Here is a 13910-nt window from a genome sequence, read left to right on the forward strand (position 1 = left end):
TGTTTATTTCATCCGAATCACATAGGCGTCTAGTAAAATGCGGGCAATGACATGAAGCGACAGGCGGGACCTGACTTCATAATCTGGGAAGAATGATTGTTCCCCTTTATATCCGACGAGTGTCATATCTGATATTTTACTTAATGTAGAATCAATTCTCGTTGTGACCGTAATGGTCGTGACCTGCTTCATACTGAGGTTTTGGCAGGCTTCTACTAGTTCAGACGTTTCTCCATTTAATGAAACAAAGATGGCAAGTTCGTTTTTATCAATGTCACGCGATTTGAGCCGAATGATATTCGGGTCGTCATGAACTTCACATGTTTTCCCGATGAGCTGCAATTTGATGGTCATCTCTTTGGCGATCATCTCTGAAAAGCCTCTGCCAAAAATATAAATTTTGTCCGCATCGTGGATTTTTTGAACTGCATCCTCAATTTGCCCAATACTTTGCAGTTGAATCGTCTTTAAGACCTCTTCTTCATTTTTTCGAATGGCTAGTTTGATGTCTTCGTCAATATTTTTTAGTTGATCACTATCATCTGTCATTTTCTTTTCTTGTTTCAATCGATATTTAAAGGATGTATAGCCGTTGTATCCGATTTTCTTCATCAGTCTGACAATGGTCGCCGTCGACACGTTGGCTCTTTCACTTAATGTGACGATGGATAAGGTGGAGATATCCTCTAAATGCTGGTGAATATAATGCAGTAAATAACGTTCTGTTTCACTTAACGTTTGATACACATCACTTGGTATATTAAATAATGGTTCATTCAATGCGATTCCCCCTTACTCATTTCATACTATAATTAAATGCCCTATGAAAACAAGATGATTCTTTTATCCTGTATTTTTTATTAGAAAGCTGGATGAGTGAAATTTTGTTTTTAACATAAGCTAAGAAAAAGAACGGTTTGTGTGAAAGGAGTTGATCACTGTGCTTCAATTCTTGTTTTTTCTGATCTTTTTATATGTGGTGTATGTATTTTTGACCGCATTTGTCTTGTTTTATTTACCGTTTCAAAAAACATGTAAAGAACATTGCATCTATAAAGCTTCTTCCATCTCAGGAGACGACCAAGGCATAAATCAAGTCATGCTGCTTGATGACGGGTTTGAATCAGGTCAAGTGAGAGTTCAAATGATTCGCGAGGCTAAAAAGAACATTCGTTTGAGTTATTATTCCATTCAAAAAGGAAAAACCGCCGAATGGGTGCTTGGTGCTTTAATTGAAGCGGCTGATCGAGGAGTAAAAGTTCAGCTGTTGTTAGATGGCATTTGCCATAGCCTGCGTGGACCGCTGAAGCATTTGCGTTATGCTGTGGCGAATCATCCGAATATGGCCATTCGTTTTTATGAGCCTTTTCGTTTGTTCAAGCCATGGACGTGGCATAACCGCCTTCACGATAAGCTTCTTTTGGCAGATGGCAGGGTCGCTGTCATGGGCGGCAGAAATATTGGTGATAAATACTTTGCAGATCAGCCGCCGAAAGACTTTGCGTATGACCGAGATGTGCTGCTGTACAACGCCAAAAAAGGAAAAGTATTAGATGAAATGGAGCAGTATTTCGTTTATTTGTGGAATCATGATTTTACGAAAAGAACAAAAGATGTATTTTCCAAGGCAAAAGCGAAAAAAGGAAAAAAGCTAAGAAAACAGCTACTTCGATCTTATCAGGAAGCCATTCGTACAAAAGAACCCTTTGTCACGTCCACATATGATTGGGCAAAAGACGCCATTCGTGCAAAGCAGATTGCATTTTTCACAAATCCAGTGGAACGCTTAAATAAACGTCCGCTCGTCTTGAAAAAGTTAAACGATCTCGCACAGCGGTCAAAGCGTTCGGTTCTGATCCAGACGCCTTATGTCATACCGACACGGCCAATGAAAGACGGGCTCACGCCATTACCAAGTGATATTCAAACGACGATCGTGACGAATTCTCTTACAGCGACACCAAACCCTTTAGCATTTGCAGGATATTTAAGCACGAAAAAGGAATTGATGAAAACAGGTGTTCATTTGTATGAATATCAAGGTCCGTATTCAATTCACGCCAAATCAATGGTCATTGATGATAACTTAAGTATTATTGGAACATATAATCTAGATGCAAGATCCAGCTTTTTAAATACTGAATCGATTTTGGTGATTGATAGTGCACCATTTGCGTTATCTCTTACGGAAGCAATCGAACGAAAAATCGCTTATAGTGTTCTCGTAGCGAAAGATCGAACAGAATATAAAGCAAGCGACTATGGACAGAAAAAAAAGCCTTTCATGAAAAGGCTCCTTTTAACTGGTTTATCTACCATAACGGTTTTATGGCGGCGGTTGATTTAAATAAAAGGGCAGCTACTTTTGTGGCAGCCCTTTTTCTTTTGACTGCTCCTCTTCTACTGGTTCAAACTTGGTTAACTTAAATACGAGGATTCCTGCCACAATGACAAGTACACCTAATAATTTTGTAAAAGAAAATGTTACTTTTTCTAACCCAAGCCAGCCAAGCGAATCAAATAGAAGCGCACAACCTAGCTGGGAGGTGAGAACAATCGAGATTCCATAAGTGGGACCGAGACGTTTGATGCTCTGAACAAGACAGATGACAACGCCTACCCCGATGGCTCCGCTTATCCAGTACCAGGCTTCCATATGCCTTAATTGAAACATGCCGGTTCCTTCTAACAAAAGACCCATCAAAAGTGAAGCGATAAAGCCCATTCCTAGAACTAGCGTCGTTGTTGACCAAGAGCCTGTATGCTCATTGACTTTACTATTAAAAATGGTTTGTAAGCTGACAAGTGCCCCAGCAGTGACAGCTAATATTATTCCTATGATCATATATAAGTCCCTTCGTTTCTTCTATTCATAAATGTTGTGTTCTGCTATTTCTAAAAGCCCTTTTTGATCACAAATCGTAATCTTTCCTCTTCGCCTTTCAATCAGCCCTTTTTCTTGGAACTGCTGAATGACCCGATTAATATGGCGGTAGCTTGTTCCAATTAAGCTCGCTGCATCCGTGAGGCGAAGCGTGCGTGCGTGCGCGTCATCATCACCTGTTAAAACAGACAATAAATAGCTTGCAAGCCTGACCTCTACAGGGTATAAAAGGTGGAAGCTTAAATCATTTGATTTTGTATAAAATTTGTTTGTGATGCCCTTGAGCAAAAAGGCTAAAACTCGTGGATCGTCCTTTGCATGCCGCATGAGGGCTTGATGAGAAATCCTGAGCATATGTACTTCTGTAACGGCTTCAACTGTATTGACCATATCTGTCTGCTGAACGTATTCAATATCTCCAATCGCTTCAAGAGGGTTTTTAAAGCAAAGAATAAACGTTTTTCCTTCCTTTGTGGTGGTGAAAATCTTTAATTTTCCTTTCACCAGCAAGTACATATACTCCCTTTCATCCCCTTTTGAACAAATCAGCTCACCTTGCTGATAACGCCACAAGCTCACATGTGAGATGAGTTTTTGATGAAAGACATTCTGTAACTGATGCATCTTCATATAAGAGGAAAAAAGAGATTCATCATGCAGCTCCTCCATCTGATGCCCTCCTTTATAGTTTTAAGATGATGACGCCTGCAATCATTAAAAAGATGCCTGCATAATGGGGCCATTTCATTTTTTTCTTCTGAACACCAAACCATCCTTTTGCATCGATGGCAAAGGTAAACGCAAGCTGTGCGATAAGTAAAGCAGCGATGGTGAGTGTCACCCCAATGATTTGAATGGCAGTGACCTCATTAAAGATAATAATGGCTGCAAATGCACCTCCAATTAAATAAAGAGGCTGCACTTTTTTGTATTCCTTAAAGTGGCCATCCCGTACGATGAGTAAAATGACGAGAGAGATGATAAACCCTGTCAGCTGCGTGATCGTTGCTGCCTGCCACGTCCCGATATCTTGACTAATTCTGGCGTTGGCTACGCCTTGCAGTGTAATACAAGCGCCTCCTAATAATGCGAAAATAACACCTTTCATTCGTTCAAAAGCTCCTTCTTTTTTCAGTCTAGTTCCATTAAATGATAGATGCCCTCATGTTGAAAAGGACATATGTCCCACTTTGCGTATTATATCAGAAACTTTCCCTTTTACAGTTTCTCCGTTTTAGATTTTTCACAGTGGGTACAGTTTTATATCAGCTGAAAACAGAATATTGGATTGCATCACATATAAAAAGGAGACATGTCAGAATGAGAAATCAAGAGAAACACTTTATTAATGGAGAATGGGTCGCATCAACAGGAAACGAAACGACGGAGGTCATTAACCCTGCGACAGAGGAAGTCATTGGCACCATTAGTTTAGGAACGAAAGAAGATTTAGATAAGGCAGTCAAAGCAGCCCGAGCCGCCTTCCCTTCTTTCTCAAAAACATCTCGAAATGAACGAGTAGAAATGCTGGAAAACATTGTGCGCGGGTACGAAAAACGCAAGGATGAACTTGTAGAAGTGATGACAAAAGAGCTTGGTGCACCGCTGAAAGTGTCCGAAGAAGTTCATTACAAAATGGGTTATGAACATTTTTCTAAAGCAGCAGAAGCACTGAAATCTTATACATTTACCGAAGATCGTGGTGGACATACGATTATAAAAGAGGCGATTGGTGTCAGCGGATTGATTACACCGTGGAACTTCCCAACGAATCAGACATCTCTTAAAATTGCGGGTGCCATTGCGGCAGGCTCACCAGTTGTCTTAAAACCAGCGGAAATTACCCCTTTTGCTGCGATGATTCTTGCAGAAATTATTGATGAAGCAGATGTACCGAAAGGAGTCTTCAACTTAGTAAACGGAACGGGTGACGTGATTGGTGACGGCATTAGCTCACATCCTGATATTGACTTCGTTTCATTTACAGGATCAGGTGCCGTCGGCTCTAAAATTATGGAAAACGCAGCGGACAATGTGAAGAAAGTAGCACTTGAGCTTGGCGGAAAATCCCCTCTTATCGTCTTAGACGATGCAGATGTGGACGAAGCAGCAAAAACAGCCATTCATCATATTGCGATGAATACAGGTCAAGTGTGTTCTGCAGCTACACGTGTGCTAATTCCAGAATCAATGAAAGACAAGTTTGAAAAAGCGCTGCTGAACGCTCTGCCGAAGTTTACAGTTGGTGATCCGAGAGAAGATCACGCTACTGGCCCGCTTGTTTCTAAAAAGCAGTGGGATACGGTGCAATCTTATATTGAAAAAGGAATCGAAGAAGGTGCTACCCTTCTTGCTGGGGGAACTGGAAAGCCGGACGGAATCGATAAAGGATATTTCGCCAAGCATACCATTTTCACCAATGTGAAAAATGATATGACCATTGCGCAAGAAGAAATCTTTGGGCCAGTCATGAGTGTGATCACGTATCAAGACCTCGATCATGCCCTTGAGATCGCCAACGATACAGTGTATGGTCTTGCCGGCTATGTTGTTGGTCAAGATGAAAAAACATTAAAATATGTCGCTGAACATATTCGTGCCGGTCAAATCACCATTAACAATGCAGAAACAGATTACTTTGCCCCATTTGGAGGCTTTAAGCAATCAGGTATCGGAAGAGAATGGGGAGACTTCGGTATCGAGGAATATTTAGAAGTGAAAGCTGTGATGGGACTTCCAACGGCGTAAGTCAGGCGAAAAAGAGGAAAACGGTGATCCGTTTTCCTTTTTTTGTGCCCTCTCCCCTATTCATCCGTGTTTTGTCATTAGAAATCTTAATCATGACAATCAATATTATATATTTTACTTAATGGCAAACTTTCGGTAAAGTTCAAATTAAACCTATATATATAATTCCTATCGAATTAATCTATGTTTATATTCCTTGTGAGGTGGATATTGTTGCAACTTCATGTATTGAACAGTCCGTTTAGCCAGGAGCAGGCAGAGTTACTCAATCAGCTGCTTCCGACTTTAACAGATCAGCAAAAAATTTGGCTTACTGGTTATTTATCAGCGCAGGCAGCGCTTGCCGGCTCAGAAGCTGTCACTTCGGCGCCTTCTGCCGCAGCACCTGTCCAGCCTGTGAGCAAAGATGTGACCGTGCTTTATGGGTCGCAAACAGGCAATTCCGAAGGGTTAGCAAAAAAGACAGCCCAGCATCTTGAAGAGAAAGGCTTTCAAGTGACGCTCTCTTCTATGTCCGATTTTAAACCGAATAATCTGAAAAAAATAAACAATTTACTGGTCATTGTCAGCACACATGGCGAAGGAGATCCGCCGGATAATGCCCTTTCGTTCCATGAATATGTTCACGGCAGACGTGCGCCAAAGCTCGATCATTTAAGCTTTTCTGTCCTTTCATTAGGTGACAGCTCATACGAATTCTTCTGTCAGACAGGAAAAGAATTTGATGAACGCTTCGAAGAACTTGGCGGTACTCGCCTGTTTGACCGAGTGGATTGTGACCTTGATTATGATGAGCCGTTTTCAGAATGGCTTCAAGGCGTTTCCTCTTCTTTGAGTGAAGGTGAAGCTGTATCACTGCCGCAAGAATCAGCGGGAGCCAACAATCAAGCCGTTTCTGAATATTCAAGAACGAATCCTTTTTATGCTGAAGTTCTTGAAAATATCAACTTAAATGGGCGTGGATCTAATAAAGAAACACGTCACTTAGAGCTTTCTCTTGAAGGATCAGGCCTCGTGTATGAGCCAGGTGACAGCCTTGGCATTTATCCGACAAATGATCCTGCGCTTGTCGACGAACTGATTCAAACATGCGGGTGGAATGCAGAAGAATCCGTCACCGTTCATAAAAATGGAGACACTCTTCCTTTAAAAGACGCACTCACCTCGCATTTTGAGATCACGGTTTTAACAAAACCACTTCTTCAAAAGATCGCTGAACTGACAAAAAGCGAAGCCTTGCATGCCCTTTTAGAAGAAGGAAACGAAGAAAAACTGAAAGAATATATCGCAGGCCGGGACTTAGTAGATGCGGCTCGTGATTTCGGTCCTTTTGAAGGAACCGCCGCAGATTTCACGTCCATTTTAAGAAAAATCCCTGCACGCCTTTATTCCATTGCAAGCAGTCTCAAAGCAAATGACGAAGAGGTTCATTTGACGATAGGGGCTGTCAGATATGATGCGCACGGCAGAGAACGCCAAGGTGTCTGTTCGATTCTATGTGCAGAGCGCCTGCAGCCAGGTGATACGTTACCTGTTTATATTCAGCACAACCAAAACTTTAAGCTTCCTCAAGATCCAGATGCACCGATCATTATGGTAGGACCAGGCACAGGCATCGCCCCTTTCCGTTCATTTATGCAGGAGCGTGAGGAACTGGGTGCAAACGGAAAGTCATGGTTATTCTTCGGTGATCAGCATTTTGTGACGGATTTCTTATACCAAACGGAATGGCAAAAGTGGTTAAAGGACGGCGTCTTAACGAAAATGGACGTGGCTTTTTCAAGAGATACTGAGGAAAAAGTATATGTCCAGCACCAAATGAAGAAACAAAGCAAAGAATTATTTGAATGGCTTGAGCAAGGTGCTTACGTGTATATTTGCGGAGATGAAAAGCATATGGCGCATGATGTTCACAATACCCTTCTATCCATCATTCAAGAAGAAGGTGCGATGAGCAAAGAAAAAGCAGAAAGCTATCTTGCCAACTTACAGCAGCAAAAACGCTATCAGCGTGACGTTTATTGATTTGATGCTTGAAAGAAAGGAGCTTTTACTTACATGGTGAAGACAGCATTAACAGCGCCGGATGGACCTCCGAGCGACGTAGAGGAAATCAAAGAAAAAAGTGATTATTTACGGGGTACGTTAAAAGAAGTGATGCTTGATCCGATTTCAGCGGGAATTCCGGATGATGACAACCGTCTGATGAAGCATCACGGCAGCTACTTACAAGATGATCGTGATCTGAGAAATGAACGACAAAAACAAAAGCTTGAACCTGCCTATCAATTTATGCTGCGTGTCCGTCTGCCTGGCGGAATCGCCACATCTAAGCAGTGGCTTGTGATGGATGAGCTTGCTCATCAATATGGCAACGGTACTTTAAAGCTGACAACTCGTGAAACCTTCCAGCTTCACGGTATTTTAAAATGGAATATGAAAAAGACCATTCAAGACATTCATTCTACAATGCTTGATACGATCGCAGCTTGCGGCGACGTGAACCGGAATGTCATGTGTACTTCAAACCCCTATCAATCAGAAGTGCACCATGATGTATACGAGCTGGCGAAAAAATTAAGTGATGACCTGCTCCCGCAAACAAGAGCTTATCACGAAATTTGGCTTGATGAGGAAAAGGTTGCGGCAACGCCAGATAAGGAAGTTGAACCGATGTATGGTCCGCTTTATTTGCCAAGGAAATTCAAAATTGGTGTGGCGGTCCCTCCTGCTAATGACATTGATGTATTTTCGCAGGATCTAGGCTTTATAGCCATTATAGAAAACGATCAACTGGTCGGCTTTAATGTCGCAATTGGCGGCGGAATGGGTATGACGCATGGTGATACAGCGACTTATCCGCAGCTTGCAAAGGTCATCGGCTTTTGTACACCTGAACAAGTCGTAGAAATTGCCAAACAAGTCATCACCATTCAACGTGACTACGGAAACCGTTCCGTGCGAAAAAATGCCCGCTTTAAATATACGGTGGACCGCCTTGGTCTTGAGAATGTAAAAGAAGAACTTGAGCGCCGTCTTGGGTTTACTCTTTTAGAGGCAAAGGACTATCATTTTGATCATAACGGTGACCGTTATGGCTGGGTAAAAGGCATTAATGGCAGATGGCATTATACGATGTTTGTAGAAGGCGGACGCATCACAGACTATAATGATTATCCACTGATGACAGGCATCCGCGAAATCGCCAAAGTTCATACAGGTGACTTCCGTCTAACCGCCAATCAGAATTTAATCATTGGGAATGTGACAACTCATAAAAAGAAACAAATCGAACAGCTCATTCAGAAGTTTGGTTTATCAGACGGCCAGCAGCATTCCGCCCTGCGCCGCAGCTCAATGGCATGTGTATCTTTGCCAACTTGCGGTTTAGCGATGGCTGAAGCAGAGCGCTACCTTCCACGATTGATTGATAAAATCGAAGACATCGTTGAAGAAAACGGATTAAGTGATAAAGAAATCACCATTCGAATGACTGGTTGTCCAAATGGTTGTGCTCGTCATGCGCTTGGAGAAATTGGATTTATCGGAAAATCACCTGGTAAGTATAATATGTATCTTGGTGCCGCATTTGATGGCAGCAGATTAAGTAAATTATACCGTGAAAATGTGGGTGAGGAAGACATTCTAAAAGAACTTGGCTCTATTCTCCCCCGCTACGCAAAAGAACGAGAAGAAAATGAACATTTCGGCGATTTTGTCATTCGTGCAGGGATTGTGAAAGAGACAACAGATGGAACGAATTTTCATGTGCAATAAAAAGAGACAGGAACCATCCTGTCTCAGATTGTTGACAAAGGGCTAAAATGAACTTTATTTTAGCCCTTTGTCTTCTTTTCAGCGTGATAGAAAACCTTTGCAGTCTAGGAAGGACGAGCATCGGCGCGGAGCGAATTTAACATTCGTGAGCACCGAAGCGCAGGACTGACACCGAATGCGAGGGTTTGTCTACACGCTGAGACAGGAACCATCCTGTCTTTTTTATTTTTTCTGTCTCTTATTCAAGTATTCGGTCAGACTCTTATATACATCTGGATTGTCTAATGAAGATAGATCGGGTGAAGGCTTCTCTTCATACGCCCCTTTAAGTAAACGTCGTACAATTTTTCCATTCCTTGTTTTCGGTAAAGCTGAAATGAGATGAACTTCTTTTGGTGTGAGCGCTTTTCCAGCATGTGAACCAACATGGGCTGAAAGCTCTTGGATAAGGGCTGCTTCTTCAAAAGCATGCGGACTGGTCACGATGAAACAGACGAGCGCCTCCCCTTTCACCTCATCCTTTACCCCAATCACAGCGGCTTCATGCACGGCAGGATGCCAGGTAAGGATGGATTCAATTTCAGCTGGCCCGATGCGTTTCCCTGCTGTATTAATGACATCATCCGATCTGCCGGTGATGTGGAATTCTCCGTCCTCTGTTTGCATGACCCAATCTCCGTGTGTCCATACACCATCAAATCGTTTGAAATACGTATCTTCATAACGCTCCGGTTCGTTCCAAAAACCACATGTCATGCCGACCCATGGCTTTTTCACCACAAGCTCCCCTACTTCATTCATCACGCTTTGCCCAGCTTCATTGTATACATCTGCCGCCATTCCTAAGATCGCCGCATTAAAGAGAATCGGTTTGATGGGACGAAGCAACGTACTGCCTACAATGCCACCAGAAACCTCGGTTCCTCCTGAATAATTTAAGATGGGAATGTTCTTTTGACCAATGGTGTGAAATAACCATTGCCACGGAGCTTCATTCCACGGCTCCCCAGTAGAAATAATGGCTTTGACATGCGGTAACTCGACCCCATCAATCGTTTGCTGCATCGCAGAACGAACAAATGTAGGGGAAAGTCCAAAATGAGTGACTTTCTTCTCGTGGATGAATGACCAGAGCTGCTGCTCATCTGGATAATCGGGAGCGCCGTCATATAAAACGATGGTAGCGCCATTGATCAAGCCGCCAAAGACGAGGAATGGCCCCATCATCCAGCCCATATCAGTCAGCCAAAACAGTCGGTCTCCTTTTGCCACGTCCATACATAGCCCGGCATCAAAAGCTGCCTTTATCGGAAAGCCTGCGTGTGTGTGAACGGCTCCCTTTGGTGTGCCGGTTGTGCCTGACGTATACAAGATCATCAGCGGGTCTTCATTTGTGACATAGGTCGCGCCGGTGAACGGCTGTTCTTTTAACAAATCATTTAGCAGGACATCGCCCTGATATCCGGTATGAGAGGAAGTGTGCACAATCACTTTTTGCACAGTTGCTGTTTTGTTGATGGCATCCGCCACACATTCCCGCATGTTGATCGTTTTCCCTCGCCGCATCATTTCATTCGCTGTGACGACAATGGATGCGCCTGACGCACGAATGCGTACAGCGAGTGGCTCGCTTCCATAGCCTGAGAAGACTGGGCTGAAAATAACACCAATCTTTGTAAAGGCAAGCATGACGGCGACCGTTTCTGGAAGCATTGGCATATAGATGATGGCTACATCCCCTTTTTGAAGTCCTTCTTTCAAAAAGCCAGCTGCAAGACGGCTCACTTTCTCTTGAAGTTCGAGAAATGACCATTTCTTTTCTTCACCGGCTTCATTGCTCCAAATGATGGCGGGCTGATGCTTCGTCTCTTCTTTTTCTGCCCATTTGTCCACAGCCGTTTCGGTGATGTTAAGTGTGCCGCCCTGATACCATTTCGGCCACATCAATGAGTGGTGACCTAATGCCGCTTCATATGGTTTTTTCCACTGAATGCCGACCGCCTTCTCCGCTTCTCTCCAAAACCAGTCTGTGCGATCAATACTGGCTTGATAGAATGAGTCATACGTAGAAAAACCAAGAGATTTCATCCACTGATGCAAACGTGTTTTTTGGCTCTGCTTTTCTTCCGGTATCCATTCTGGTTTCAGGTTGATCATGAGATCTGCCCCCTTTAGACCGGATAGACCGGATGTTTTCGTTTCGTAAATGTCATGTCTTTCGATGAATAGGCTACTAATCTATGACAAAGTTCCGTTCTTAGACGGTCAAATGGGATGACGCCATCGACAATCATTTCAGAGGCAAGCTCATAGATATTCATATCTTCCTGGTATTCCTTCCGTTTCTCTTGTATAAATGAAGCCCTCTCTTCGGGCGGGAGTTCTGCAATTTTATTTGCATAGACGGCATTTACAGCGGCTTCTGGACCCATCACAGCGATTTGCGCCGATGGAAGAGCGAGACAGCAGTCTGGCTCAAAAGCAGGGCCTGCCATTGCATATAGTCCTGCTCCGTATGCTTTACGGACGATGACGGATATTTTCGGAACGGTCGCCTCTGACATAGCGGAGATCATTTTTGCCCCATGACGAATAATGCCGGCTTGTTCCACTTTTGTTCCAATCATAAATCCTGGTATGTCCGCAAGAAAGAGCAGCGGGATATGAAAGGCATCACAGAGCTGAATAAACTTGGCGGCTTTATCAGCTGAGTCGTGGAATAATACGCCGCCTTTGACCCTTGGCTGATTGGCAATGAGACCGATAGGCTGACCGTTCATTCTGCCAAAGCCGGTGATTAACTCTGCGGCAAACAGCTTTTTGATTTCAAAAAATGACCCTTCATCAATCAGTAAATCGATGAGTTGATACATATCAAATGGGGTATTCTGGCCTTTAGGGATTAAGTCTTGGATGGTAATTTCAGATGGTTTAGGTGCTTTTGCTGCTGTCATTTTTGGTTTTTCTGTATAGTTGGCAGGCATATAGGTTAAATAATCACGTGCAATTTGAATGGCCTCTTCCTCTGTTTTGGCTAATATATCTCCGCATCCAGAAATGCTGCAATGCATTTTCGCACCGCCCATTTCCTCAAGTGATACTTTTTCACCGATCACCATTTCAGCCATTCGCGGCGAGCCTAAATACATAGAGGCATTTCCTTCGACCATGACGACAATGTCACAAAAAGCAGGGATATACGCACCACCGGCTGCAGATGGACCGAAGAGTAAACAAATTTGTGGGATACGCCCAGACAGCTTGACTTGGTTATAAAAAATGCGCCCTGCTCCTCTTCTGCCTGGAAACATGGCGATTTGATCAGTGATTCTTGCACCCGCAGAATCGACTAGATACAGCATAGGACAATTGAGTTTCTTGGCCGTTTCTTGAATTCGAATGATTTTTTCTACTGTTTTGACGCCCCACGATCCTGCTTTAACCGTAGAGTCGTTTGCCATGACGCAAACAGTCTGCCCATTCATACGCCCGGTTCCTGTGACGACACCATCTGCTGGTAAATGTTCATCTTTGCACTCTGCAAACATGGCATCTTCAATGAAAGAATCCTCATCTAATAACAAATGGAGGCGATCACGGACAAATAATTTTCCTTTTTCTTTGTTTTTTTGATGGTAGCGTTCTGCCCCGCCCTTTTCAATTCGTTGTTTTTTTAATTCATATTCTTCGATCATGACCATTCCCCTTTCTTGCTATTTGCCTCTGTAATGAGGCGTTCGTTTTTCTTGAAAAGCCTTGAGACCTTCTAGTCGATCTGCTGTATGAATAAGCCGCAGATAAGCTTCGTATTCTTTCGTCAGCCCTGTTTGTAAATCGTGATCAAGGCTGGATTGAATGGCTTGTTTTGCTTCTTTTAAAGCAATCGGTCCATTCTTGGTGATTTGTTTTGCGAGTGTGATGGCATCATTCATCAGTGAATCGGCTGTAGAGATACGTTCAATCAGTCCGATTTTAACGGCTTCTTCTGCTCGTAAAGAAGTGCCTGTGAAGATCATTTCTTTCGCTTTCCCGGGTCCGATCAGGCGCGGAAGTCTTTGTGTGCCCCCTGCTCCCGGCAGGATAGCTAGTCCTGTTTCCGGCAGGCCGAGCGCTGCACCCGCTCTTGCGATGCGGAGATCACAGGCGAGCGCGAGCTCAAGACCTCCGCCAAGTGCGTGTCCGTTTATCACGGCAATGACAGGAACGGGCAAAGATTCAATGTCTGTAAAGGTTTGCTGAATGGTCAGAACAGCTTCTTTGGCTTCTTGTTCTGTCATCAATCGCCGTTCTTTTAAGTCTGCTCCTGCGCAAAAAACTTTAGCGCCAGTTCCTGTCATGAGCAAACAGCGGATGTTTTCATCATGTTTGATTTCTTGAATCGTTTGATTGATTTCCTCTAGCATAGCAGCTGATAGAGCATTGGCTTGTGCTGGTCTATTTAATGTCATGATGCCAATATGATCATCTTGTATTGAAAAATGGACCAATGATGTCATGTGAT

Annotated in this window: 11 protein-coding genes; 4 read left to right on the top strand and 7 right to left on the bottom strand. The window is 43.4% G+C overall.

Going from position 1 to position 13910, the window contains the following annotated elements; all coding sequences use genetic code 11:
* Positions 1-3: 3 nt before the first annotated feature.
* Positions 4-780, bottom strand: coding sequence for a MurR/RpiR family transcriptional regulator (locus tag V7L95_RS15910; RefSeq protein WP_007499235.1), 777 nt, complete (start codon positions 778-780; stop codon positions 4-6).
* Between the two features lie 160 nt (positions 781-940).
* Between V7L95_RS15910 and V7L95_RS15915 the strand changes: the two genes are divergently transcribed.
* Complete coding sequence (locus V7L95_RS15915; RefSeq protein WP_144716662.1) at positions 941-2347, top strand: phospholipase D family protein; 1407 nt, start codon at positions 941-943, stop codon at positions 2345-2347.
* 12 nt (positions 2348-2359) lie between these two features.
* Here V7L95_RS15915 and V7L95_RS15920 read toward each other — a convergent pair whose 3' ends face one another.
* From V7L95_RS15920 to V7L95_RS15930, 3 genes are read right to left on the bottom strand one after another with little or no spacing between them, the layout of a single operon-like run.
* Positions 2360-2845, bottom strand: a complete 486-nt coding sequence (locus V7L95_RS15920; protein ID WP_017359528.1) for a DMT family transporter — start codon at positions 2843-2845, stop codon at positions 2360-2362.
* Positions 2846-2866: 21 nt separating this feature from the next.
* Positions 2867-3553 carry a Crp/Fnr family transcriptional regulator gene (locus V7L95_RS15925; RefSeq protein WP_017359527.1) on the bottom strand — a complete coding sequence of 229 codons (687 nt, stop codon included), beginning with the start codon at positions 3551-3553 and terminating at the stop codon, positions 2867-2869.
* A gap of 13 nt (positions 3554-3566) precedes the next feature.
* Positions 3567-3992: a DMT family transporter gene (locus V7L95_RS15930; RefSeq protein ID WP_008343684.1), complete on the bottom strand. Its 426-nt coding sequence runs from the start codon at positions 3990-3992 to the stop codon at positions 3567-3569.
* Between the two features lie 212 nt (positions 3993-4204).
* Between V7L95_RS15930 and V7L95_RS15935 the strand changes: the two genes are divergently transcribed.
* From V7L95_RS15935 to cysI, 3 genes are all read left to right on the top strand, one after another.
* A complete protein-coding gene (locus V7L95_RS15935) occupies positions 4205-5632 on the top strand; it encodes an aldehyde dehydrogenase family protein (protein ID WP_340967254.1) in 1428 nt (475 codons plus the stop codon).
* A 213-nt stretch (positions 5633-5845) separates the two neighbouring features.
* The gene (locus tag V7L95_RS15940; RefSeq protein WP_340967256.1) at positions 5846-7657 is read left to right on the top strand and encodes an assimilatory sulfite reductase (NADPH) flavoprotein subunit; all 1812 of its coding nucleotides are present in this window, start codon (positions 5846-5848) and stop codon (positions 7655-7657) included.
* A 33-nt stretch (positions 7658-7690) separates the two neighbouring features.
* Positions 7691-9409 carry an assimilatory sulfite reductase (NADPH) hemoprotein subunit gene (gene cysI, locus V7L95_RS15945; protein WP_171465455.1) on the top strand — a complete coding sequence of 573 codons (1719 nt, stop codon included), beginning with the start codon at positions 7691-7693 and terminating at the stop codon, positions 9407-9409.
* 222 nt (positions 9410-9631) lie between these two features.
* Here the strand turns inward: cysI and V7L95_RS15950 are convergent, their stop codons facing one another.
* Genes V7L95_RS15950 through V7L95_RS15960 form a run of 3 tightly spaced genes read right to left on the bottom strand, consistent with a single transcriptional unit; the run spans position 9632 to position 13905 of the window.
* Positions 9632-11566 carry an AMP-binding protein gene (locus tag V7L95_RS15950; protein WP_340967262.1) on the bottom strand — a complete coding sequence of 645 codons (1935 nt, stop codon included), beginning with the start codon at positions 11564-11566 and terminating at the stop codon, positions 9632-9634.
* 14 nt (positions 11567-11580) lie between these two features.
* Positions 11581-13104, bottom strand: coding sequence for an acyl-CoA carboxylase subunit beta (locus tag V7L95_RS15955; protein WP_212339108.1), 1524 nt, complete (start codon positions 13102-13104; stop codon positions 11581-11583).
* Positions 13105-13122: 18 nt separating this feature from the next.
* The gene (locus V7L95_RS15960; protein WP_249476586.1) at positions 13123-13905 is read right to left on the bottom strand and encodes an enoyl-CoA hydratase; all 783 of its coding nucleotides are present in this window, start codon (positions 13903-13905) and stop codon (positions 13123-13125) included.
* Positions 13906-13910 lie beyond the last annotated feature (5 nt).

Source organism: Bacillus sp. PPSBB_11 (genome assembly GCF_038023285.1).
In the GTDB taxonomy this organism is placed as follows: domain Bacteria; phylum Bacillota; class Bacilli; order Bacillales; family Bacillaceae; genus Bacillus; species Bacillus altitudinis.

What these genes read in the sequence shown, in the direction of transcription:
- V7L95_RS15920 (WP_017359528.1), bottom strand. Translation starts at nt 2,845, where the DNA reads ATGATCATAGGAATAATATTAGCTGTCACTGCTGGGGCACTTGTCAGC.
- V7L95_RS15925 (WP_017359527.1), bottom strand. Translation starts at nt 3,553, where the DNA reads ATGGAGGAGCTGCATGATGAATCTCTTTTTTCCTCTTATATGAAGATG.
- V7L95_RS15930 (WP_008343684.1), bottom strand. Translation starts at nt 3,992, where the DNA reads ATGAAAGGTGTTATTTTCGCATTATTAGGAGGCGCTTGTATTACACTG.
- V7L95_RS15935 (WP_340967254.1), top strand. Translation starts at nt 4,205, where the DNA reads ATGAGAAATCAAGAGAAACACTTTATTAATGGAGAATGGGTCGCATCA.
- cysI (WP_171465455.1), top strand. Translation starts at nt 7,691, where the DNA reads ATGGTGAAGACAGCATTAACAGCGCCGGATGGACCTCCGAGCGACGTA.
- V7L95_RS15950 (WP_340967262.1), bottom strand. Translation starts at nt 11,566, where the DNA reads ATGATCAACCTGAAACCAGAATGGATACCGGAAGAAAAGCAGAGCCAA.
- V7L95_RS15955 (WP_212339108.1), bottom strand. Translation starts at nt 13,104, where the DNA reads ATGATCGAAGAATATGAATTAAAAAAACAACGAATTGAAAAGGGCGGG.
- V7L95_RS15960 (WP_249476586.1), bottom strand. Translation starts at nt 13,905, where the DNA reads ATGACATCATTGGTCCATTTTTCAATACAAGATGATCATATTGGCATC.